We start from the raw sequence: 21,072 nt of genomic DNA on the forward strand, positions 1-21,072 counted from the left end.
TCCGCCTGTGGGGTAATATGATACCTTATTTTCAAGCATATGATTTTGCTTTATAAAAACCGTTCTTACGCTGTTGACGCGATTTGACCCTGCTGTATAACCGCGCAATCTGAATTTCCACCCTTCAAGGGATTCACCGCAATGAAAACCTATACCGCAACTCCTGCGGACATCGACAAGAAATGGATCCTGATCGACGCCGAGGGCGTTGTTCTGGGCCGTCTCGCCTCGATCGTCGCCATGCGTCTGCGTGGCAAGCACAAGCCGTCGTTCACACCCCACATGGACATGGGCGACAACGTGATCATCATCAACGCCGACAAGGTGCAACTGACGGGCAACAAGCGTCAGGAACACCACTACTGGCACACCGGCCACCCAGGCGGGATCAAGTCGCGCACCAAGGAACAGATCCTTGAGGGTGCACATCCCGAGCGCGTCGTGACCCTCGCGGTCAAGCGCATGCTGCCCGGCAACCGCCTGTCGCGCCAGCAAATGACCAACCTGCGTGTCTATGCCGGTGCCGAGCACCCGCACGAGGCACAAAGCCCCGAAGTTCTGGATGTGAAATCCATGAACAAGAAAAACACCCGGAGCGCATAAGCATGGCTGACGAAATCAACACACTCGAAGACCTGCAAGCTGTGGCTGGCGACACCGCCCCGGCAGAGGTCGAGCTGACGCCCCGCGAACCCGTTCGCGACGAGTTTGGCCGCTCGTATGCGACCGGCAAACGCAAAGACGCGGTTGCCCGTGTCTGGATCAAGCCCGGTTCGGGTAAGGTCACCGTGAACGGCAAGGAAATGAATACATACTTCGCGCGCCCGGTGCTGCAGATGATCCTGCGCCAGCCGTTCCAGGTTGCGGGTGTCGAGGACCAGTTCGACGTGACTGCCACGGTCAAAGGTGGCGGCCTGTCCGGTCAGGCCGGTGCGGTCAAGCACGGCATCTCCAAGGCGCTTCAGCTGTACGATCCCGCCCTGCGCGGCGCGCTGAAGGCCGCTGGCTTCCTGACCCGCGACAGCCGTGTGGTCGAGCGTAAGAAATACGGTAAGGCCAAGGCGCGGAAGAGCTTCCAGTTCTCCAAACGTTAAGTCCTACACGATGCTTTCAAGAAGGCCGCTCTGCTCAGGGCGGCCTTTTTGTTGGTGTCTTGCGCGGTTTCTGGTTTTCCGATTGACCTTCCAAGCGCTGCGGGCAGGGTGGTGCTGCGGGCACAACGTGACAGGCGCCATGAAGACTGACCTTTCCTTCCCCAAGATGAACCGGGCCTATAACGCGACGTTCCAACCCGGCCGTCTGAGTATCGGGTTGTTTCTGCCGATCGAAGAATACGGGCCGGAAGACATCCCCACATTGCAGCGGCATATCGAGCGGGTGCAATTGGCAGAAACGCTTGGCTTTTCCGCTGTCTGGCTGCGCGACGTACCTTTCAATGTGCCCGCCTTTGGGGATGTCGGCCAGATCTTTGATCCCTTTGTCTATCTCGGGGCGTTGGCGGCATGCACGTCGCGGATTGGTTTGGGTGTGGGCAGTGTTATCCTGCCTTTGCGCCATCCGGCGCATGTGGCGAAGGCCGCCGCCTCGGCTGATGTTTTGTCCGGGGGGCGGGTTATGCTGGGCATCGCATCCGGCGATAGGCCCGAAGAGTACCCGGCTCTCAACATGGGCTATGACGACCGTGGCGCGCGGTTCCGGGACAGTGTGAACTATATTCGGACCTGTTCTGAGAGTTTTCCCAAGCTGGATGCAGCACAGGGTCGTTTGAACGGGCATATGGACATGCTGCCGAAGCCCGTCACGGGCCAGGTGCCATTGTTGATCACGGGGGGCAGCCAGCAAACACCGGAATGGGGGGCGGAACACGGGGATGGCTGGATCACCTATCCCCGAAATGCCGAAAACCAACGGGATCTGATCAGCTCATATCGCCGCCACGTGGCCGCTACGGGTCAGGGGGACAAGCCGGTGATGCAATCGCTCTATGTTGATGTGGTGGACAAGCCCACGGCCCCCACGCGCCCAATCGTTCTCGGGTATCAAGCGGGCACGCCCTTTCTTCGCGACCATCTGCGTAGTCTGCAAGAGATGGGCGTGAACCATGTTGCCCTCAACCTGCGCTACAATTTCGATGACGTCGAAGATACGTTGAAGCGGATCGCGGGCGATCTGCTGCCGCATTTCCACATCACTTAGCCGTCGGGTTTGATCAGGCCAAGGCCACGCAGATAAATCCCGATCCCGGATTCCAAAAGATCGTCGGGCGGAAAGGGCGATGCCTTTCCGGGTGAATTGCGCGCGAACAATTCCACCACGCCGTGGCTCAATGCCCAAATATGCGCGGAGAACATGGAAGCGGGTGGCCGTTTGTCTTCCGGAATATGCTCGGACAGGTCTCCCGCCGCTTTTTCCAGGACCATGTTGGCGCGGCTGACCACATCGGCGAGCTCCGGTGTGCGATTTGTGGAGATGCCACTTTCGAACATGGCGATGTAGTGCCCCGGAAAACGACGGGCAAAGGCCAGATAAGCACGCCCCGTCGCCTCAAATGCCGCAAGGGCCGAGGGCTGTCCGGACTCGTAGGCATGTTCCATCAGGTCGGCAAAGATGCCGTAGCCTTGGCGCGCGCATTCCGCGATCAGGTCCTCGCGACCCTCGTAGTGGCGATACACAGCGGCGGGTGTCACGCCCGCCTGTTTGGCCGCTTCGGACAGGGTAAAGCCGGTCGGACCCTTTTCTTCGATCAGCTTCAACGCTGCTTCGATCAGGGCCTGACGCAGATTGCCGTGGTGATAGCCGCGCTTAGGCATCCCAGATATCCGGCCCGCCGCAGACATCTTTGTTTATCTTCCCAATGGCTTGCGGGTCCTTGTTCGTGTAGTCAAGCCCATGCAGCAGCGTGCGGATGGCGTTCAGGCGTGCGCGCTTCTTGTCGTCGGACCTCACGATGGTCCACGGCGCATGGCTGGAATGGGACCGGTCCAGCGTCTCGCGGATGGCATCCGTGTAGTCATCCCACCTTTTCAATCCTTCAACGTCGATCCAGCTGAGTTTCCACTGTTTGAGCGGATCGTTTTCACGGGCGAGGATGCGGCGCAACTGCTCGGCACGGCACACGTTCAGCCAGAACTTGAAGACATGCACGCCGTCATCGACCAGCATCGATTCAAATGGTTTGGCCTGAACAAAAAACTGTTCGCGTTGGGCGGGGGTACAAAAGCCAAAGACATGCTCGACCACGCCGCGGTTGTACCAGCTTCGGTCAAAGAACGTGACTTCTCCCGCTGTGGGCAAGTGCCTGATATAGCGTTGAAAATACCACTCGGCGGCTTCCTTTTCAGTTGGCTTCGACAGGGCGATGACACGAGCGCTGCGCGGATTGAGGTTCTCGCGGAACCGCTTGATCGTGCCGCCCTTGCCAGCCGCATCGCGCCCCTCGAAGACGCAGACAACGCGCGCGCCGGTCTCGGTCACCCATTTCTGCATTTTGACCAGTTCGATCTGCAGCGCTTCAATCTCTCGTTCGTATTGCTTGCGCCCCATCCGTTCCTCGTACGGATAGGTCGGGGTCAGGATGTCATCCTTGTCCGCCGTGCTGATCTTGTCACGAATATCATCCGGCGCGCCGGTCTCGAAGAATTCCGTGATCGCGCCGTCAAAGGGAAGGCTCATGGTTTTGGCCTCAAGTTACTGCTCTTAACATCCAATATGGGTCAGAGAAGCGATTAACGCAAACCCGCACGTGCGGCGACACGGTCAATTGCGTCAACAACCGCTTCGGGATGGGTGTGTTGTGGCATATGCCCCACGCCCGGCAGAACAGTGACATTGGCCCCGTCAATCTGTCCTGGCAACTTGGCCGAATGCACGTCCAGAGGCACGATGGTGTCGGCATCCCCATGCACCACTTCGACTGGCACGGTGATGCTGCGGTATTTCTGTGACATCTCAACCACATGCGGGCGCAACCAGTTCACCTGCCGCGCATTGGCGCGCATTGAGGCCCGACGCAGGATCAGGGCGGGGCCTACGTGATCTGTGTAGCCCGCAGGCGCAGTTTGCGGGGCAAAAATACTTGATACCGCGGTGTCGATGTAGCTTTCGGGCAGGAAAGCCGACAGGACCGGCACCATCAAAGCGCCGCCCATGGTTGAACCGTTCACCTGATAAGTCCAATCTAACTCTCCCGGCCATGGATTGGCGACGCCCGCCACCGATACGATCCCCGCAAGGTCGTCGAACTCCAGCGCCCAGGCGAGCGCGACAATGCCGCCGAAGGAATGGCCAAGCACAATCGGCCGTTCGACACCCAACTGATCTGTTGCCGCCTTGAGCAGGCGGGCCTGCTCGGTTGGATTGGCATGTGTTGTGGTCCAGGCCGAACGGTGCCGCGGCAGAACCTGATCTGTCCAGCCCAGCCCGGGGCGGTCGAGGATTGTCACCCGGTAGCGATCCTTGACCCGGTCGGCGAACGCAAAGGTGAAATCGCGCGTGTTCCCGGAAGCCCCATGGATCAGGACGAGATCGGGGCCGTTGCCCATCTGCTCGACATGCACGCCAACGCCGTCCACGTCGATGATCTGCCCGGTCGGGGGAAAGGCGGCAGCCGCGTCCCGCTCGCGCTTTGCTGCCAGTACCTGCACCACCACAACGCTCAGGACCACGAGGCCCAGAACCACGTAAAACGATGTTTTCATTCCCTTACCCCCGCAAGTCGGTGCGGTCCTGCCCGATCCGTTCCATGTCGTACGGGGTGGTCAGATAAATCTCGCTCAGCCAATTGCCATAAAGAAGATGGGCGTGGCTGCGCCAGCGGTTGGTGGGGGTCCGTGTTGGATCATCATCCGGGAAGTAATCGACAGGCAGGCCAATCTCGGCCCCGTCGACCTGCACCGAGGCAAGGTCGCGGTCATATTCCTGTTTCAACGTGTCACTGTCGTATTCGAAGTGGTTGAGGATATAGAGCGCACGGTGGTCCGGGTCTTCGATCAGGCAAGGGCCGGTCACGTCCGAGCCCAAGAGGATCGGCAGGCCCGCAGCTTCGACCTCGGGCGCGCGCACTTCGGTCCAGCGGGAGACAGGTACCACGCAGTCGTCCGAAAACCCGCGCAGATAGGGCGAGGCGGGTGACATGTTTGTGTGCCGATACGTACCAAATTGCTTCGATCCCAGAAGGTGTTTGGGCACCTTATGAAAGTGGTGCAGCATCGCCATGCCACCCCAGCACACGCCAAAGGTCGAATGCACGTTGGATTGGGTCCAGTCCATGACCTCCTCCAACTCGCCCCAATAGTCGACATCTTCAAAGTCGAGATGTTCGATGGGCGCACCGGTGATGATCAGCCCGTCGAACTTCTCGGCCTTCACGTCCTGAAACGGGCGGTAGAAGCTCTCCATGTGCTCGGCGGCGGTGTTCTTGGTCTCGTGCTCCGACATGCGGATCAGGCTCAGCTCGATCTGCAGGGGCGTGGCCCCGATCAGGCGGGCAAACTGTGTTTCCGTCTGGATCTTCTTGGGCATCAGGTTCAGAAGCCCGATCTTGAGCGGGCGGATGTCTTGATGCGCGGCCAGTTCTTCGTCCATGACCATCACGCCCTCGTTCGTCAGAACGTTATAAGCGGGCAGGGTGGATGGCAATTTGATGGGCATGGTTCTGGTCCGATTGACGTGTGAAGACCGGACTTAGGCTGACACGGGCCGACGCTCAAGAGCCGTAGCGACAAGTTGGATGAAATCCGCTTCACCTTTGAGCGAGGCAACCTCGTCCGCCGTGACGGTCACGCCCCAGCGCGCCATGGCTTCGTAGCGCGGTTGGCGATGCGCGAGCGCGCGCGCGTAGGTCCAGCGCACAAAGGCGTCCGGATCGACCTTGTCTTCGGCCGTACCCGTTTCGACCAGATAGTCGGTCCAGCAGGACAGCAGGAATTCGGGTTGATAGGCCATCGGCTTTGGCGCCTTGTCGAACCGTGTGATGAGCGCCGCCGTGTGCGCCTCATCTCCCTTGATCCAGATCGGCAGGGCGACAGCGCTGAGCGTTGTCATCAGCGGATCATGATCATTCGCCGGATCGACCCATTCACAGATCGAACCGCCCGTGTCGCAGATGAAATGCGGATAGCCATAGAGCTGTTGTGCTCGCTCCGCGAAATGGCCGGTGTCGTTCAGTGCTGCGATCTCGGATTGGCGGAACTGTTCCTGGCGTTTGCGATATTCCGCAATGGGCAGACCACCCTTGGCTGGGTCACCTGGCTTGCCCAGATAGGTCGAGACGGGGCTGAGATTGTGGAACGTGATGTTCGAACCGATATAGATGCTGTCGGACATCAGGAGATCCCGCAGGAACGGGACCTTCATCGCCTCGGCCTTGGCATTGTCGGTGATGCGTTCGCCCATGTAGCGGGTGCCGATGCGGTAGTCGATCGAGTAGTGAAACCAGTTGCCGCTGTCGCGCACCGTCGTGGACATGTGTGTCTTGCCCAGGCCCGACATGCCGAAAACGAGCACGCGCTTGGTTGGTGCTGCGCGCCACGCGTCTGCATCGCGATAGAGCAAAGTGTTCATGGTCCCCGTATCCCCGTTTTGGGGCTGTCCTAGCTGCGCGGGGTAGGTCGGTCAACGCTCGCGCGTCTGAGAACAGTCAGGATGCGACCATCAAGTATGGCGAGCCCAAGGGCCAAGAAGGCGAAGCCGACAAAAGCGTTGGGCGACAAGGCCTCGTCCCGCACCAAGGCGCCGAGGATGATGGCAACGGGCGGGATGACAAGTGTGACCAGCATGAGGTTTCCCGATCCCGCCATGGCCAGCACGCGGTAGTACAGCAGGTAAGCACCAGCCGTGGCGATGAGCGCGTAATAGGCTATGGCAAGGATGGTATCGCTTTGCAGGTTCAGGGTGATCGGCCCGTCCACAAACCACGCGAGCGGCACCGTGATGATCGTCGATCCGGTCAACATTCCAGCTGCTGCGATTTGTGGCGGCAATCCACCCAGAAAACGCCGTGCCCACACGCTGGCGAGAGCGTAGCTGATTGTCCCTGCGACCACGGCCAGTTGCGCGAGGCTTCGCAAGTCGAAGGATCGGAAGTTGTCGAGCCCAATTGCAATTGCGACACCGAAAAAGCCCAACAAGACGCCCATGGCCTTGCGCATGGTGATGCGCTCGTCTGCGAAAAACAGGGCGGCTGCAATGACGCCAAATATGGCTGTCGCAGCGTTCAGGATCGACGTGAGGCCGGTTTCGATGTGCAGCTGACCCCAGGCCATAAGGACAAAGGGAATCACGTTGTTCAAAAGCCCCATGCCGATGAAGGCGACCCAGATGCGCGGATTGCGTGGGACAGGAATGCGCCAGGCCAGTACAATGATCCAGAGCACGCACATCGCCCAGAACGTGCGGTGCGCAACGCTCGTGAGCGGGTTGATTTCGTCAAGGGCGATGCGGATGGACAGGAACGAGGCGCCCCAGATGGTGCCGAGCAGGATCAACTCGACCCAAGCGCGACCGGATAATGTCTTTTGCGATGTCATGGCTGCACAGTGTCAGGCGTGAGGTGACCAAGCCACCCGGAACTTGCGCAAAGAAAAACCCCGCCCGAAAAGGGGCGGGGTTTGATGATTTGTCCCCGCGGGGACAAAGATCAGAAAGTGAAATCGATCTTGAAACCGACAGCCAAGGATGAATTGTCGGTGAAGGATGCGACGGGTCGGCCAGCCACCTCGGGGCGGGCATCGCCCAGCCACGAGTAGTTGATGCCACCCGAGATCACCATGTTGTCCTGCGTGTACCGGCCACCGATAGAAATGCCGAACAGACCGTCGGTTGGACCAAGGGGCGAAACCAGATCGTCATCACCCTCGGGCTCGTATGACAGTGTGAGGGAGCCTGAGAAGTTCTCTGTGAAGCGGCGGCCCACGCCCAGGGTGAAACGTTCACCGTCGTCGAGGTTCACGAGGTCCGATTGCAGCGCAGTGGGGACCAGATCGACCGCGTCGAAATCAGTCCAGCGGTACGATGCTGTCAGCAACGTGTCCTTTGCGATACCGGTCTGGAAGTCGATGTTCACCGACTCTGGTGTTTCGAAATCGACGGTTCCGAAAACGGTGTTGCCCAGGATTTGTTCTGTGGTTGTGGCCGTGTAGTCGATGGCTGCGTGATATGTGACAGCCAAACGCAACGCGATTTCCGGGATTTCGTAAGCGCCGCCGATCAACCAGCCGTATTCTGTTTGGGCATCCTGGCTGTAGCTGTACCCGTTGTCGACATCGAAAGCGCCCTGCGCAGCCTGCACCTGGCCGCCCAAAACGAGCGGGTTCAGCCCGGCACCGACCAGCGCGGCTTGTGCATTTGGGTCGCCCTGTAGCGCAGCACCAAGTGTCGTTGCGCTGGTGCCGTTTGCCCGTGCAACGGCGGCGACGGGGATCGCGCCCCGATACGCCTGACCATTCAGATTGACACTCGCCCGGACAGTTTGTGCCTGCACGCCGCCGAACAGGCTGAAGCGGGGGGTGAACTGATACTTTGCCACCAGTTTGTAGGCTTCGCTCGACAGGTCCGCGCCGGTTCCGCCCAGCGTGCTGGTGTTCGGGTCGGCGTTGTAGAATACGTCGGCACCAAAAGGCTGATCCGTGATGAAACCAAGGGTGAACTTATCCGTGATGTCCTTGGTAAAGCTTAGAACCGTCTGTTCGTAGCTTTCGCCGACATCATAGCTTGAACCAAGTGCGTCGGTTCCGGTCACGTCGGGCGACACGTGCGAGAATGTAAAGCTGAGTGTGTTGTCTTCGGCAAAGATCGAAGACACGTTCTGGAACGACCGGTCAAGACCAGCCGCATAGACGGACGTGGATGACAGCAACAGGGCTGCCGCCGCAAGAGCGCGGGTTTTCATGTTGTTTCCTCCCAAAGGCGCGCGGCATTGATGTCGAGTGAGTGCGCGTTGGGAACCTATAAGCCGGTTTCAAGGGGGGTGCGTCAATATTGACGCTAGGGCAGACCGTGCCATGTGACGGAGCGTCACAAGTCTGTGACATTCAGGTCACAGCGCTTTGGACCCGCGCGATTCCACCCAGATGTTCACGTAATTGCCCGCAAAAATGATGGCTGCACCGACAAAAACCCAGATGTCGATCACCTCGCCATAGACCAGCATGCCGATCACCGCGATGGTGGGCAACCGTATGAAATCTATGGGCACGACCACTGTCGCAGGTGCGATGGCAAGCGCATGGGTCAGGCAGTAGTGCGCCAAGAGGCCCGCGCAGCCGATCAGGAACACCCATGGCCCGGTTTGCCAATCGGGCAGGGCGATGTGCCCGTCATATCCCGCCATGATGACGCCCATGACCAGCTGCATCGTTGTCAGCCAAAAGAGAATTGACGTGATTCCTTCGTGCCGTGTCAGGCGCTTGGTCAGCATGATTGTCAGGGCAAAGAAAATCGCGGACGACGCGGCGGTAATGACACCCGCATTCAGGCCTGCCATGTCGGGCCGCGCCACGATCAGGATACCGATGAACCCCATGATCGCGGCCAGCGCGCGCACCGCCGTCAACCGTTCACCCAGCACCAGCGGGCTGAGCACGATCACCCAGATGGGCGAGGTGAATTCAAGGGCAAAGACCTGCGCAAGCGGAATGACCGTGACCGCGTAAAACCACAGATTTTGGCCCGTGAAATGGGCGAGGTTGCGCACCAGATGAATACCGGTCCGATCGGTGCGAATGCTGCGCCAGGCCCCCGTCGCTATGGCCAGAGTGCAGACCACAACCACGCCGACAAGGCTGCGATACATCATGATCTCGAAGGTATCGAGGCTGTCTGACACCTCGCGCCCGGCCACGGCCATGGTCGAGAAAGACGCGATTGAGCCGGTCATCCACAAGGCGGCCTTGAGAATTGGGCTCATGGCACGCCTGTAACGGTGTAGTCGCGTGCGATCCCTTGTGTCTCTCGTGCCCAGTCTGATGCGCATGCGCGCGCCTGATGTGCCTCAAAAGCGGCAGGGTCCACGAACTCTTCCGAAACGGCCCATACAAGCGGGTCATCAGTGGGCGTGACATCAAAACGGATGCACCCCGGTTCGGCGCGCGTTAACTGCACATGCTCTGGCAAAGCGGCCCGTACCCGAGCAGCTTCGTCTTCTGAGGCACAGCGTAGAAACCCCTCCAGTGTCACTCCCATTCAATCGTGCCCGGAGGTTTCGACGTGATGTCATAGGTCACCCGGTTGATGCCCGGCACCTCATTGATGATCCGTGTTGCCGTTTCGCCCAGGAATTCATGGCTGAACGGATAATAGTCGGCCGTCATACCATCGACCGACGTCACTGCGCGCAGGGCGCAGGCATAGTCGTAGGTCCGGCCGTCACCCATCACGCCCACGGTGCGCACCGGCAGGATCGCGCAGAAGGCTTGCCAGATGTCGTCATAGAGCCCGTGTTTGCGGATCTGGTCTATGTAGACGGCGTCGGCCTCCCGCAGAATGTCGAGCTTGGCGCGCGTGATTTCTCCGGGGCAGCGGATGGCAAGGCCGGGTCCGGGGAAGGGATGACGCCCGATGAAGTGGTCGGGCAGGCCAAGCTCGCGGCCCAAGGCGCGGACTTCGTCCTTGAAAAGTTCTCGCAGCGGCTCGACCAGTTTCAGACCCATCTTTTCCGGCAAGCCGCCGACATTGTGGTGCGATTTGATAGTCACGGATGGTCCGCCCGAAAAGCTGACGCTTTCGATAACGTCCGGGTAGAGTGTGCCTTGGGCCAGGAATTCGGCCCCTTCGATCTGGTCGGCGTATTTCTGGAAGACGTCGATAAAGAGGCGCCCGATGATCTTGCGCTTGGTTTCGGGGTCGGACTGGCCTTCAAGCTCGCCCAGGAACAACTCAGTTTCGTCCGCGTGGATGACCTGAAGATTCATGTGATCGCGGAACATGCCCACGACCTCTTCAGCCTCGTTCTTGCGCAGAAGGCCATGGTCGACGAAGACGCAGGTCAGTTGGTCGCCGACCGCTTCGTGGATGAGCGCTGCGGCGACGGAGCTGTCGACACCGCCAGACAGGGCGCAGATGATCTTCTTGTCACCGACCTGTTCGCGGATACGCTCCACGGCTTCCTCGCGATAGGCGCCCATAGTCCAGTCGCCAGAGAAGCCGGCAAGCCGCACGAAATTCTCGTAAAGCTGCGCGCCCTTCGGGGTGTGATGCACCTCGGGGTGAAACTGAACCGCGTAGAAGTTGCGAGACGTGTCAGCTGTGATGGCGTAAGGCGCGTTGGGAGAGGTGCCGTACACCTCGAAACCCGGGGCGAGTTTCGACACGTGGTCACCGTGGCTCATCCATACTTGCTCTCGACCGTCGTCAAACCATCCCTGAAGCAGGTCAAGTTGTCCTTCTGGTGTGACAAAGGCCCGACCAAACTCGGCGGTCCCGCCGCCGCCCGAGATCTTGCCGCCATCCACCTGACCGCCCAGTTGCTGCATCATGGCCTGCTGGCCGTAGCAGATGCCCAGAACGGGAACGTTCATGGTCCAAAGTGCCTCCGGCGCACGGGGTGAGCCGGGGCGTGTCACGCTGTCTGGGCCACCGGACAGAATCACCGCCTTGGGCGCGATGTCACGCAGGGTGTCGTCGGTGACATTTTGGTAGGGGTGGATTTCGCAGTAGACGTCGAGTTCGCGCAGGCGACGCGCGATCAGCTGCGTTACCTGGCTGCCGAAGTCGATGATAAGGAGGCGGTCGTGGCTCTGGTCGGTCATGGGGTTGCAATAGGCCCGTGTGCGAAGGGTGGCAAGCGCCTGACTGGGGCGCTGCCCCAGACCCCGTCGTATTTTTGGTCAGAAGAAGGGTGCATGTCGCTTTTTTCCCTTGGGGGGCGCTATGGGCCTGCGCGGGATGCTGCGATGCGGTAATCACAAGTGCACCCAGTCACATGGAAAAGAGGGGATAGGTCATGGCCGAGGCAGCGACACGCAGACGTGGACGTGGGGGCGGTGGTGCGGCCCGGCGGGCCGAACGCAGTGCCGTGTCCTTCGAGACTGCCCGGTTTATCGAGCGCAATATCCCCAATTTTGAGGTCTTGAGCGAAGAGGCGCTTGAGATCATCGAATACAATGCCGAGACGGTCCTGGAAGAAATCGGTGTGAATTTCCCCGACAACCCTGCTGCCCTGGACCGGTGGCGCGACGCCGGAGCCGATGTGAGCGGAGAGCGGGTGCGCATTCCCCGCGGGCTGGCACGGAAGCTCTGTGCGACGGCACCGTCGTCCTATACCCAACATGCCCGCAATCCGGCCCGTTCCGTCGAAATGGGCGGCAACAACCTGGTGTTGGCGCCGGTATATGGCCCGCCGTTTGTTCGCGATGCCGATGGTGGGCGCCGATATGCCACCATGGAGGATTTCCGCAACTTCGTGAAGTTAGGCTACATGTCCAAATGGTTGCACCATTCCGGGGGCACCGTGTGCGAACCCACGGATGTGGCGGTGAACAAACGGCATCTCGACATGCTGCACGCCCATATGACCCTCTCGGACAAACCGTTCATGGGGTCGGTCACGGAACCCAGCCGTGCGCGCGACTCCGTCGAGATGGCAGAGATCGTTTTTGGCAAGGACTTCGTCACGCGCAAGACCGTGATGACTTCGCTCATCAACATCAACTCGCCCATGACGTTCGACGATGTGATGATGGGCGCGCTCGAGGTCTACGCCCAGGCAAATCAGGCCTGCATCATATCGCCCTTTATCGTTGGTGGAGCCATGGCACCTGTGTCGGTTGCCGGCACCTTGACGCAGGTCCTGGCCGAGGTGTTGGCGGGCATTGCCTATTCCCAGCTCTGCCGGGAAGGGGCCCCTGTCATCATGGGGGCCTTTGTAACCTCGATCGACATGAATTCGGGCGCGCCGACGTTCGGTACGCCCGAGGCGGCACATATCACATATGGGGCAGGGCAACTGGCGCGGCGGCTTGGGCTGCCATTCCGCTCGGCGGGATCGTTCTGTGGCTCGAAATTGCCGGATGCGCAGGCGGCCTATGAAACGGCCAACTCACTGAACATGGGGCTGTTGGCCGGGGTAAACTTCATGCTCCACGCCTGCGGTTGGCTGGAAGGCGGCCTTGTCAGTTCTTACGAGAAGTTCGTAATGGACGCAGATCAGCTTGGCACGTTGCATCATCTGGCCGCCGGTGTGCAGGTTGACGAGAACGCGCAGGCGCTTGACGCGATACGTGAAGTCGGGCCCGGGGGGCACTATCTTGGCTGCGCCCATACGCAGGCGAATTTCAAAGAAGCGTTCTGGAAGTCCGATCTGCTGGACTACAAACCGTTCGAGACGTGGGAAGACGAGGGCGCGCGCGACACTGCGCAGCTTGCCACTCTTCGTGTCAAAAAGCTGTTGGCGGACTATCAGCAACCGCCCATGGACCCCGCCATACGCGAGGCCCTTGACGCTTACATCGCCGAAAAGAAGGCGGCGGAGCCCGACAGCTTTATGTGATCAGGTGGCGGGCTCGGTTTGCGCTGCACGCAGAATCCGAGCCTCGCCCACAATTGCGATCAGAATATCGATGTGGCGCAACAGGCTGTAGGACGAATCGTCCGTCATCCGTTGCGCGTTCAATTCACCCTCAATCTCGATCAGGCGCATCAATGCCGCGCCGTGACGTGGCAGGTTTCCGTATCCAAGAAGGCGCGGAAGGTGCGCGCTGCGGCGGTAGTCTTCAGCACCGATTCGTGCGGCACGCATCAGCAGGCGTGGGCGGCGCAGGGTGCTGAGCATGGTCAGAATATCTTGCATTTCCGGTCTCCTTTTTTGCTGCGTCGCCCTTTCCCCGAGAGCGGCGTTGCGGGAACCATTGCACAACCTGAAGATGTGTTGCGCGTCCTCAGAGGAGCGCGCACGTTCGTTTAGCAACTGTTTATCTTTTAGAAACAATGCTGCTCATCACGACGAATGTTAACGATCCAGTAATCAATGCAGCTTTAGGTTGTGTGGACTATTCTGTGGACAACCCGGTGCGAATATCACGACACACGGGGCCCCGAAGGGAAGAAGGACGGACATTACCGATGCGCAACAGCAATGCATTCTGCGCCACGGACCTGAACCTGCCTACCTGGGTTCCGGACGCGGCCGTACACTATTTGGCTCATACCGAAGCGGGGCTGCCGATTCGCGAACTGGCGCGCAAGTCGGGCTGTCATGCCTCGACCGTCTTGCGCCAGATTCGGCGGTTTGAGACCCGCCGGGATGATCCGCTGGTGGATGCCGTTTTGCGCAAGCTGGGTGCTTCTCTTGATCGTTCCCGTTCGTCGGCTGACCATCGGCCCAAGAAGGATGACGCTGACATGCTTACTGCTCGCGCACTTGATCACGACACGCCCCCCGAAACCGCCGCCATGACCCAGGACATGGTGCGCATCCTGCGCCGTCTTTGCGAAACCGGCGCTGTTCTGGCCGTCGCGGTCGACATGCAAAAAGCGGTCGTTGTGCGCGATGGTGTCACCGGCAGCAGCACCCGTACTGCGGTGGTCGACCGCAAGGTGGCCGAAGCAATGGCACTGCAAGACTGGATCGTCGCAGATCAGACCGGTCGCATCACCCGCTACAAGATTACCCCAGCCGGTCGCACGGCCCTGGCCGACATGATGGGCGAGGTGGAGCAGGAACAGCCCGGCTTTGCCGAGGCGGCCACGCCATTCGCCGATCAGCATCGGCAATGGGGCGAACGCACGGTGCGTGACACCGAAACGGGTCAGCCGCGCAAGGTGCGCTACAACCTCGCTGAATCACCACTCACTGCGCTGGCCCGACGGCGTGACAAGGGCGGGCAGCCTTTCCTGTCCGACGATCTCGTCACTGCAGGCGAGCGACTGCGCGAGGATTTCGAGCTTGCCCAGATGGGTCCACGGGTGGCCCAGAATTGGGATCGTTTCCTGACCGGCGGCGGCCGTGGCAGCTTTGCCATGGACAGTGGGGTTGGCAACGGACCCGAGGGCGCGCGCAATCGTGTTGCCGCAGCGTTGCGGGATCTTGGGCCCGGTCTGTCCGATGTCGTTCTGCGCTGCTGCTGCTACCTGGAAGGTCTTGAGAGCGCCGAAAAGCAATTGGGATGGTCCGCGCGGTCGGGCAAGATTGTTCTGCGCATCGCGCTGATGCGGCTTAAGCAGCACTATGATGATACGACAGGACCGGGCGGCGGAATGATCGGCTGATCGGCACGTCTGGTGACTGTACATGGCGCCGCGTTCCTCCCGCGGCGCCATTTTTTGTGCGCGGATGGCAAGAAGACGTCAGCATTTGCGCTCGGTCAAATACCGATGCGCTGATGGGGGCCATAAGACGAGAAGGACCAAATCGTTTTTACAAAGAGGCATTGTCCAGGATGCAGAGTTTTCGAGCGTTGGCGCAATTAGCCGCAACGGTCTGCCTCCTGATATGTCATGCACCCGTGGCACATGCCGAGTGGACCGTGCACGGCTCTGTCGTGCTTGGCACGATGACCGAGGGCAGCTGGCACGAGACCGTAAACCCAAATCGCCTGCGTTTCGCGGGGTCGCATCTTGTGGGGGGTGCGGTTGGTGTCGACCGGCCGCTTGGCAACAGCCGTTTTCGTCTTGGCGCCGAAGCGCAATTGGTGGCGCATTTTGGTCGACAGGATCACTTCGAATTGAGTGTGCCCATTGTCTTGCGCTACCAACCCAAAGAACCGACCGTGTTGTCGTCACTGGCGGCGGGGCTTGGACTGTCCTACGCGACAAAGGTCCCGCAGGTGGAGATTGACCGCAATGGCGCGTCGCAGCGGTTGTTCGTTCACTGGATGGCGGAGATCGAGTTTGATTTGCCGGATCCTGCGCTCACATCCTTCCTCCGGTTGCATCATCGTTCAGACGGCTACGGGATATTCGAAGTTGATGCCGGGTCGACCGGGTTCGTCTTTGGGGTGCGAAAGCGGTTCTGATTGAAGCGCAGCGCTCCGCGTGCCGACCTTCCGATATTGGAATGTGCATAGCGGCCATGCGCCGCGTGGTGTTTTTCATTGCGTTACCTATGTTAGAAACAAGTTTAACGCTGAACCAATTGGCAGAGACCCATGCGCGACCTGAAGATCCCCGAGCAGAGGCACCCCGAAAAGGCGCGTCGGCCTGACAATCCGCAGCCCAAGAAACCCGATTGGATCCGGGTCAAGGCGCCGGTCAGCGAAGGGTACAAGGAAACTCACAAGATCATGCGGGACAACGGCCTTGTCACCGTATGCGAAGAGGCTGGCTGCCCCAATGTCGGCGAGTGCTGGAGCCAGGGTCACGCCACTATGATGATCATGGGTGAGGTCTGCACACGTGCTTGCACGTTCTGCAACATCGCGACAGGCAAACCGCCAGAGGCGCTGGACGCCTTTGAGCCCGGACGCGTGGCGCACGCGGTCGAAAAGCTGGGCTTGAACCACGTGGTGATCACCTCAGTGGACCGAGACGACATCGAGGACGGCGGTGCGGAGCATTTTGCGCAGACCATCCGTGCCATCCGTCACCGCAGCCCGGGCACCACGATCGAAATCCTGACTCCTGATTTCATTCGCTGCGACCCATCCGTTCTTGAGGTGGTGGTCGAGGCACGACCCGATGTGTTCAACCACAACCTTGAAACCGTGCCCGGTCTCTATCCGGAAGTGCGCCCCGGCGCCCGGTACTTCCACAGCCTGCGTTTGTTGCAGCGGGTCAAGGAACTGGACCCAACGATGTTTACCAAATCAGGCATCATGGTCGGCTTGGGCGAGAACCGCCAATCCGTCATTCAGGTGATGGAGGACATGCGCGCGGCCGACATCGACTTTCTGACCATCGGTCAGTACCTGCAACCCACGCCCAAACATCACCGTGTGGACCGTTTCGTGCACCCCGATGAATTCGCCTCCTACGAAAAGGCCGCGTATGGCAAAGGGTTCCTTATGGTATCCGCGACGCCGTTGACCCGCTCCTCCTATCACGCGGGCGATGATTTCGCGCGTTTGCGCGCGGCACGGCAGGCAAAATTCGGATAGGTTCTGGGCGGACAGGAGCGCGTTGAGAGCGGCATACCGCAAGTCGCGCTCCTGTTTTTGCGATGCGCAGACCAACTTCTTTTTCAACGCATAGTTTTGCTATCTCAGCTTGCCATAAGAACGGTTCTTTGCCAGAGAAGTGCGCATCCCAAACATCCTCAGATCAATCTGAACTAAAGCCTTAGTACCGTTTTTCGTGTGGTTTTACAAAGGGATACCACCCTAGGGAGAGGCAATTCTTCTTGACAGTGTTGGCCCCCGCGGCGCATAGCGTGAGCGCGGGACAGACACCAAGGAGTGCGCCCCATGACCGACCCGGCGGAGACCATCACCTTGCTCGAAGCGCTGATCGCTGGGCTTGATCCGCGCAAGAACGAGGTAGCCATTGCGCATCTGCAGGATGCCATTGATGCGCTTGATGCAACGTCTCACGGCGGCGAAACCCGCTATGCCAAATCGGGTCGTATCGTGGATGGACAAGTGAAGAAAAAGGGCAAAGTTCGCCTGTTCAAGTGAACCGTACCTTGCCGATAAAGGGCAGGTTGCGATTGCGCTGCGCGTAGTCGATGCCGTACCCCACGACAAATTCATCCGGAATTTCAAAGCCCGTCCAGTCTGCCTTGACCTCGACCTCACGGCGGCTCGGTTTGTCCAGCAACGCGATGGTCCGCAGCTTGGACGGTTTGCGCCCTTTGAGCAGTCGAATGACGTGTCGCATGGTGAAGCCGGTGTCGACTATATCCTCGACAACCAGTACGTCACGCCCCTCGATCGCCCCACGCAAGTCCTTGAGAATGCGCACTTCCCGGCTGCTTTCCATGCCATCGCCGTAGGAAGACGCCTCGAGGAAATCGACCTCGATCGGCAGGTCCAGCTCGCGGACCAGGTCGGCAATGAATACAAACGATCCACGCAACAGGCCCACGACAACCAGCTTGTCCGTGCCGGCAAACTCGCTCTGGATCTCGTCACACAGATCCTCGATCCGGGCCGCGATGGCCTTGGCCGAAATCATCTGGTCTATGACATATGGCCGCTCTGACATCTGCGTCCCCTTGATTTCATTGGGCGTTCGGGACACATGCCAGCAACACGTGTTCCAAGGTCACCTCTATCGCAATGCCGACCCATTCCGAAACCCGCTTCCTGCCTTACACTCCGCAACAGATGTATGATCTGGTCGCTGATGTCGGACAGTACCCCCAATTTCTGCCCTGGTGCGCGGCGGCCCGCGTGCGCAAGGTTACGCCCAAAGGCGACAGCGAGGTGATGGAGGCCGATCTGGTGATCAGCTTCAAGGTGTTTCGCGAGCGTTTCGGGTCCTGCGTGGTGCTGTATCCGGAGGCGAAAAAGATCGACACCGAATATCTTGATGGCCCGTTTCGCTACATGAAGTCCAACTGGGGTTTTTCCGAGGCCGATGGCGGCTGCAACGTGTCATTTTTCGTGGACTTCGAGTTCAAGAACGCGATCCTGCAGGGCATCATCGGCGTGGTCTTCAACGAGGCCATGCAGCGCATCGTGAGGGCATTCGAGCGGCGGGCGGCGGAGCTTTACGGCTAGGGGACGGTTTTGTTGCCATCCGGCCCTTCGGGGAGGATTTTTTTGAACCAGAGAAGAGTGGACATCACCGCGTTGCTTCTGGCCTACGCGCAAGCGGAACCGCCAGAAGATGTGCGCGCCGTGATGCGGTTGTCGGCGCTGGATTGGGCCGCCTGCGGGATCGCCGGGCATCGGGACGGGGCGTTTGACTGTTGGGCTGCGACAATGACCTCAAAAGGACCTGCGACGCGCTTTGACGGGCGTGGCGGTACGTTGGCCGACGCGGCGTTGGTGAACGGGACGCTGTCACATGCACTCGACTATGACGACACACATTTTGCACATATCGGGCATCCGTCCGTCGCGGTCATCCCGGCGACCTTGGCTGTTGCCGAAGCGCAGGGCGCGAGCATTGAGCAGATGATTGATGCAGCCGCCGTTGGCGCAGAGGCATCCGTGGCTGTCGGACTGTGGCTGGGCCGCGATCACTATCAGGTGGGATTTCACCAGACTGCAACAGCAGGCGCTTTTGGTTCGACCGTGGCTGCTGGCCGGCTCCTGGGTCTCTCCGCCGATCATATGCGTGCAGCCCTTGGCCTTTGTTCGACCATGGCGTCTGGCTTGAAGTCGCAATTCGGGACCATGGGCAAACCGTTGAACGCCGGACTTGCCGTGCGCACCGGGGTCGAGGCCGCGATGTGGGCGCAAGCAGGGCTGACATCGGCGGAAGACACTTTGGCCGGACCGCTCGGCTTTGGCGTGACCCATCATGGGGAAGGCGCGGATGTGCCCTTTGGCTGGCGCATGGGATCGGTCAGCCACAAGTTCCATGCGTGCTGTCACGGTCTGCATGCGGCCTTGGAGGCCGTTCGGGGCGTGGATCTGTCTGGTGCAAGGCAGATCACTGTTCACACCCATCCGCGCTGGATGACCGTGTGCAACCAGCCGTCACCGGATACCGGTCTGAGCGCGAAGTTTTCGTACCGGCACGTTCTGGCGATGGCGGCACATGGCTGCGACACAGGCGACATCACTGCTTTCTCGGATGCCTGTGCAAGGGATCCGGCGCTTGTGGCGTGGCGGGACCGGGTAGAGGTCGAGGCCGACGACACCCTGACCGAAATGCAGGTGCGTGTTGTTGTCGATGGCGTGGCCCATATTCACGACCTAGACGCGCCTTTGCCCTTTGAAGTGCGACAGAAACGCATTCATGCAAAAGCTCGCGCGCTGGTGGGCGCACGGGCGGATGAGATTGCGCAAGCCATCGATGACGATGACTTGCCGTGTTTCGCTCAGCTGCTCACGTCGTAAGCGCGTTCGCCATGGACGGCGAGGTCAAGGCCGTTCACTTCAGTTTCTTCATCCACGCGAAGCGGTGTGATGACGCGGACAACCAAGATTAGCACAACGGTCACAACGGTGGTGAAGACACCCACAATGACCAGCGATCCGAGCTGTGCCGCCCATGATCCCGCCCCAAAGGCCGCGATCATGATCGTACCAAAGATGCCGCCGACACCGTGTACGGCAAAGACGTCCAGCGTGTCGTCGATTTTAAGCACATTGCGGATCAGCGTGACCGCTTCCTGGCAAAGCACACCCGCGACAGCGCCGATGATCAGTGCTTCAACAGGTCCTACAAAGCCGGAAGCGGGGGTGATCGAAGCGAGACCGGCAATCGTACCGGTGACCATGCCCACGAGCGACGCCTTTCCGAACTTGATCCGCTCCCACAGCGCCCAGGTCAGCGATGCGGTCGCGGCCGAAATGTGTGTGACCGTCAGCGCCATCGCTGCACCGCCGTCAGCGGCCAATTGCGATCCGCCATTGAAGCCGAACCAACCGACCCACAACAGAGCGGCACCCATCATCACCATGCCCGGGTTGTGTGGTGGCGTGGTCTGGTTCCTGCGTGCGCCGAGGAAAACCGCAAGGATCAACGCCGCGATCCCAGCGGTTTCGTGCACTACGATACCACCGGCAAAATCACGCACGCCTGTCTCGCCAAAGATGCCGCCATCGGCCAGCATACCACCGCCCCAGACCCAATGCACAACCGGCGCGTAGCACAAAAGCATCCAAAGCGCCGAGAACAGAAGGACAAACCCAAAGCCGATCCGCTCGACATAGGCGCCGACGATCAGGGCAGGGGTGATTATGGCGAAGGTCATCTGGAAGGCAAAAAACAGCACTTCCGGCAATGTGCCTGACAGGCTGTCGGCATCCACGCCACTCAGCAGCAGCTTGTCCAGGCCACCCCAATAGCCCGAGCCGCCGCCGCCAAAGGCGATGGAATAGCCTGCCACAAACCACAGCACGCTCATCAGGCAGGCGATGGCATAGCAATGCATGAAAACGCTCAACACGTTGCGGGCGCGCACAAGGCCCCCGTAGAAAAGTGCAAGGCCTGGCAACGTCATCAGCAGTACCAGTGCGGTCGCCACGATGATCCAGGCGGTATCGGCTCCGTTCATTGTCCCCTCCGGATTTTTATGTGGGTGGG

23 protein-coding genes are annotated in these 21,072 nt (G+C 59.9%); 10 read left to right on the top strand and 13 right to left on the bottom strand.

Annotation, left to right across the window (positions count from 1 at the left end):
* The first annotated feature begins 141 nt into the window (after positions 1 to 141).
* From rplM to KUV51_RS05270, 3 genes are all read left to right on the top strand, one after another.
* Positions 142 to 603 (top strand): 50S ribosomal protein L13, encoded by a 462-nt coding sequence (rplM, locus tag KUV51_RS05260; protein WP_222520530.1) that lies wholly within the window; start codon positions 142 to 144, stop codon positions 601 to 603.
* Between the two features lie 2 nt (positions 604 to 605).
* Complete coding sequence (rpsI, locus tag KUV51_RS05265) at positions 606 to 1,094, top strand: 30S ribosomal protein S9 (protein WP_222520531.1); 489 nt, start codon at positions 606 to 608, stop codon at positions 1,092 to 1,094.
* Between the two features lie 139 nt (positions 1,095 to 1,233).
* Positions 1,234 to 2,196 (top strand): LLM class oxidoreductase, encoded by a 963-nt coding sequence (locus KUV51_RS05270; RefSeq protein WP_222520532.1) that lies wholly within the window; start codon positions 1,234 to 1,236, stop codon positions 2,194 to 2,196.
* Here KUV51_RS05270 and KUV51_RS05275 read toward each other — a convergent pair.
* The 10 genes from KUV51_RS05275 to guaA form a co-directional block, all read right to left on the bottom strand.
* Positions 2,193 to 2,810 (bottom strand): TetR/AcrR family transcriptional regulator, encoded by a 618-nt coding sequence (locus KUV51_RS05275; RefSeq protein ID WP_222520533.1) that lies wholly within the window; start codon positions 2,808 to 2,810, stop codon positions 2,193 to 2,195. The genes KUV51_RS05270 and KUV51_RS05275 overlap by 4 nt on opposite strands.
* The gene (ppk2, locus tag KUV51_RS05280) at positions 2,803 to 3,672 is read right to left on the bottom strand and encodes a polyphosphate kinase 2 (RefSeq protein ID WP_222520534.1); all 870 of its coding nucleotides are present in this window, start codon (positions 3,670 to 3,672) and stop codon (positions 2,803 to 2,805) included. Before ppk2 ends, KUV51_RS05275 begins: the two co-directional genes overlap by 8 nt.
* Positions 3,673 to 3,725: 53 nt before the next feature.
* Positions 3,726 to 4,697 (bottom strand): alpha/beta fold hydrolase, encoded by a 972-nt coding sequence (locus KUV51_RS05285; RefSeq protein WP_222520535.1) that lies wholly within the window; start codon positions 4,695 to 4,697, stop codon positions 3,726 to 3,728.
* A gap of 4 nt (positions 4,698 to 4,701) precedes the next feature.
* On the bottom strand, positions 4,702 to 5,649 hold the full coding sequence (metA, locus tag KUV51_RS05290; protein ID WP_222520536.1) for a homoserine O-succinyltransferase: 948 nt from the start codon (positions 5,647 to 5,649) through the stop codon (positions 4,702 to 4,704).
* Between the two features lie 33 nt (positions 5,650 to 5,682).
* Positions 5,683 to 6,552, bottom strand: coding sequence for an ATPase (locus KUV51_RS05295; protein ID WP_222521248.1), 870 nt, complete (start codon positions 6,550 to 6,552; stop codon positions 5,683 to 5,685).
* Positions 6,553 to 6,590: 38 nt separating this feature from the next.
* The gene (locus tag KUV51_RS05300; RefSeq protein ID WP_222520537.1) at positions 6,591 to 7,526 is read right to left on the bottom strand and encodes a DMT family transporter; all 936 of its coding nucleotides are present in this window, start codon (positions 7,524 to 7,526) and stop codon (positions 6,591 to 6,593) included.
* 110 nt (positions 7,527 to 7,636) lie between these two features.
* Positions 7,637 to 8,887 carry an outer membrane protein transport protein gene (locus tag KUV51_RS05305; RefSeq protein WP_222520538.1) on the bottom strand — a complete coding sequence of 417 codons (1,251 nt, stop codon included), beginning with the start codon at positions 8,885 to 8,887 and terminating at the stop codon, positions 7,637 to 7,639.
* A gap of 147 nt (positions 8,888 to 9,034) precedes the next feature.
* Complete coding sequence (locus KUV51_RS05310) at positions 9,035 to 9,904, bottom strand: DMT family transporter (RefSeq protein WP_222520539.1); 870 nt, start codon at positions 9,902 to 9,904, stop codon at positions 9,035 to 9,037.
* Positions 9,901 to 10,179 (bottom strand): putative quinol monooxygenase, encoded by a 279-nt coding sequence (locus tag KUV51_RS05315; protein WP_222520540.1) that lies wholly within the window; start codon positions 10,177 to 10,179, stop codon positions 9,901 to 9,903. The genes KUV51_RS05310 and KUV51_RS05315 overlap by 4 nt, the downstream gene beginning before the upstream one ends.
* Positions 10,170 to 11,744, bottom strand: coding sequence for a glutamine-hydrolyzing GMP synthase (gene guaA, locus KUV51_RS05320; RefSeq protein ID WP_222520541.1), 1,575 nt, complete (start codon positions 11,742 to 11,744; stop codon positions 10,170 to 10,172). Before guaA ends, KUV51_RS05315 begins: the two co-directional genes overlap by 10 nt.
* 194 nt (positions 11,745 to 11,938) lie before the next feature.
* On the opposite strand from guaA, the gene KUV51_RS05325 reads away from it, so the two are divergent.
* Positions 11,939 to 13,483, top strand: coding sequence for a trimethylamine methyltransferase family protein (locus tag KUV51_RS05325; protein WP_222520542.1), 1,545 nt, complete (start codon positions 11,939 to 11,941; stop codon positions 13,481 to 13,483).
* Here KUV51_RS05325 and KUV51_RS05330 read toward each other — a convergent pair whose 3' ends face one another.
* Positions 13,484 to 13,783: a DUF6477 family protein gene (locus KUV51_RS05330; RefSeq protein ID WP_222520543.1), complete on the bottom strand. Its 300-nt coding sequence runs from the start codon at positions 13,781 to 13,783 to the stop codon at positions 13,484 to 13,486.
* A gap of 272 nt (positions 13,784 to 14,055) precedes the next feature.
* On the opposite strand from KUV51_RS05330, the gene KUV51_RS05335 reads away from it, so the two are divergent.
* From KUV51_RS05335 to KUV51_RS05350, 4 genes are all read left to right on the top strand, one after another.
* Entirely contained in the window at positions 14,056 to 15,201 is a 1,146-nt protein-coding gene (locus tag KUV51_RS05335; protein ID WP_222520544.1) for a DUF6456 domain-containing protein, read from the top strand.
* A gap of 236 nt (positions 15,202 to 15,437) precedes the next feature.
* Positions 15,438 to 15,947: a hypothetical protein gene (locus KUV51_RS05340; protein WP_222520545.1), complete on the top strand. Its 510-nt coding sequence runs from the start codon at positions 15,438 to 15,440 to the stop codon at positions 15,945 to 15,947.
* A 132-nt stretch (positions 15,948 to 16,079) separates the two neighbouring features.
* On the top strand, positions 16,080 to 17,027 hold the full coding sequence (gene lipA / locus KUV51_RS05345) for a lipoyl synthase (RefSeq protein WP_222520546.1): 948 nt from the start codon (positions 16,080 to 16,082) through the stop codon (positions 17,025 to 17,027).
* A 306-nt stretch (positions 17,028 to 17,333) separates the two neighbouring features.
* Positions 17,334 to 17,543, top strand: a complete 210-nt coding sequence (locus tag KUV51_RS05350) for a hypothetical protein (RefSeq protein ID WP_222520547.1) — start codon at positions 17,334 to 17,336, stop codon at positions 17,541 to 17,543.
* On the opposite strand, the gene hpt is transcribed toward KUV51_RS05350, so the two are convergent.
* The gene (gene hpt / locus KUV51_RS05355; RefSeq protein WP_222520548.1) at positions 17,536 to 18,072 is read right to left on the bottom strand and encodes a hypoxanthine phosphoribosyltransferase; all 537 of its coding nucleotides are present in this window, start codon (positions 18,070 to 18,072) and stop codon (positions 17,536 to 17,538) included. The genes KUV51_RS05350 and hpt overlap by 8 nt on opposite strands.
* A 74-nt stretch (positions 18,073 to 18,146) precedes the next feature.
* Between hpt and KUV51_RS05360 the strand changes: the two genes are divergently transcribed.
* Both KUV51_RS05360 and KUV51_RS05365 read left to right on the top strand, forming a co-directional pair.
* Complete coding sequence (locus KUV51_RS05360) at positions 18,147 to 18,590, top strand: type II toxin-antitoxin system RatA family toxin (protein ID WP_222520549.1); 444 nt, start codon at positions 18,147 to 18,149, stop codon at positions 18,588 to 18,590.
* A gap of 42 nt (positions 18,591 to 18,632) precedes the next feature.
* Entirely contained in the window at positions 18,633 to 19,880 is a 1,248-nt protein-coding gene (locus tag KUV51_RS05365; RefSeq protein WP_261385652.1) for an MmgE/PrpD family protein, read from the top strand.
* Here KUV51_RS05365 and KUV51_RS05370 read toward each other — a convergent pair.
* Positions 19,862 to 21,043, bottom strand: a complete 1,182-nt coding sequence (locus KUV51_RS05370) for an ammonium transporter (protein WP_222520550.1) — start codon at positions 21,041 to 21,043, stop codon at positions 19,862 to 19,864. The genes KUV51_RS05365 and KUV51_RS05370 overlap by 19 nt on opposite strands.
* Positions 21,044 to 21,072: the final 29 nt, after the last annotated feature.

Source organism: Tateyamaria omphalii (genome assembly GCF_019802125.1).
Classification (GTDB): Bacteria; Pseudomonadota; Alphaproteobacteria; order Rhodobacterales; family Rhodobacteraceae; genus Tateyamaria; species Tateyamaria omphalii_B.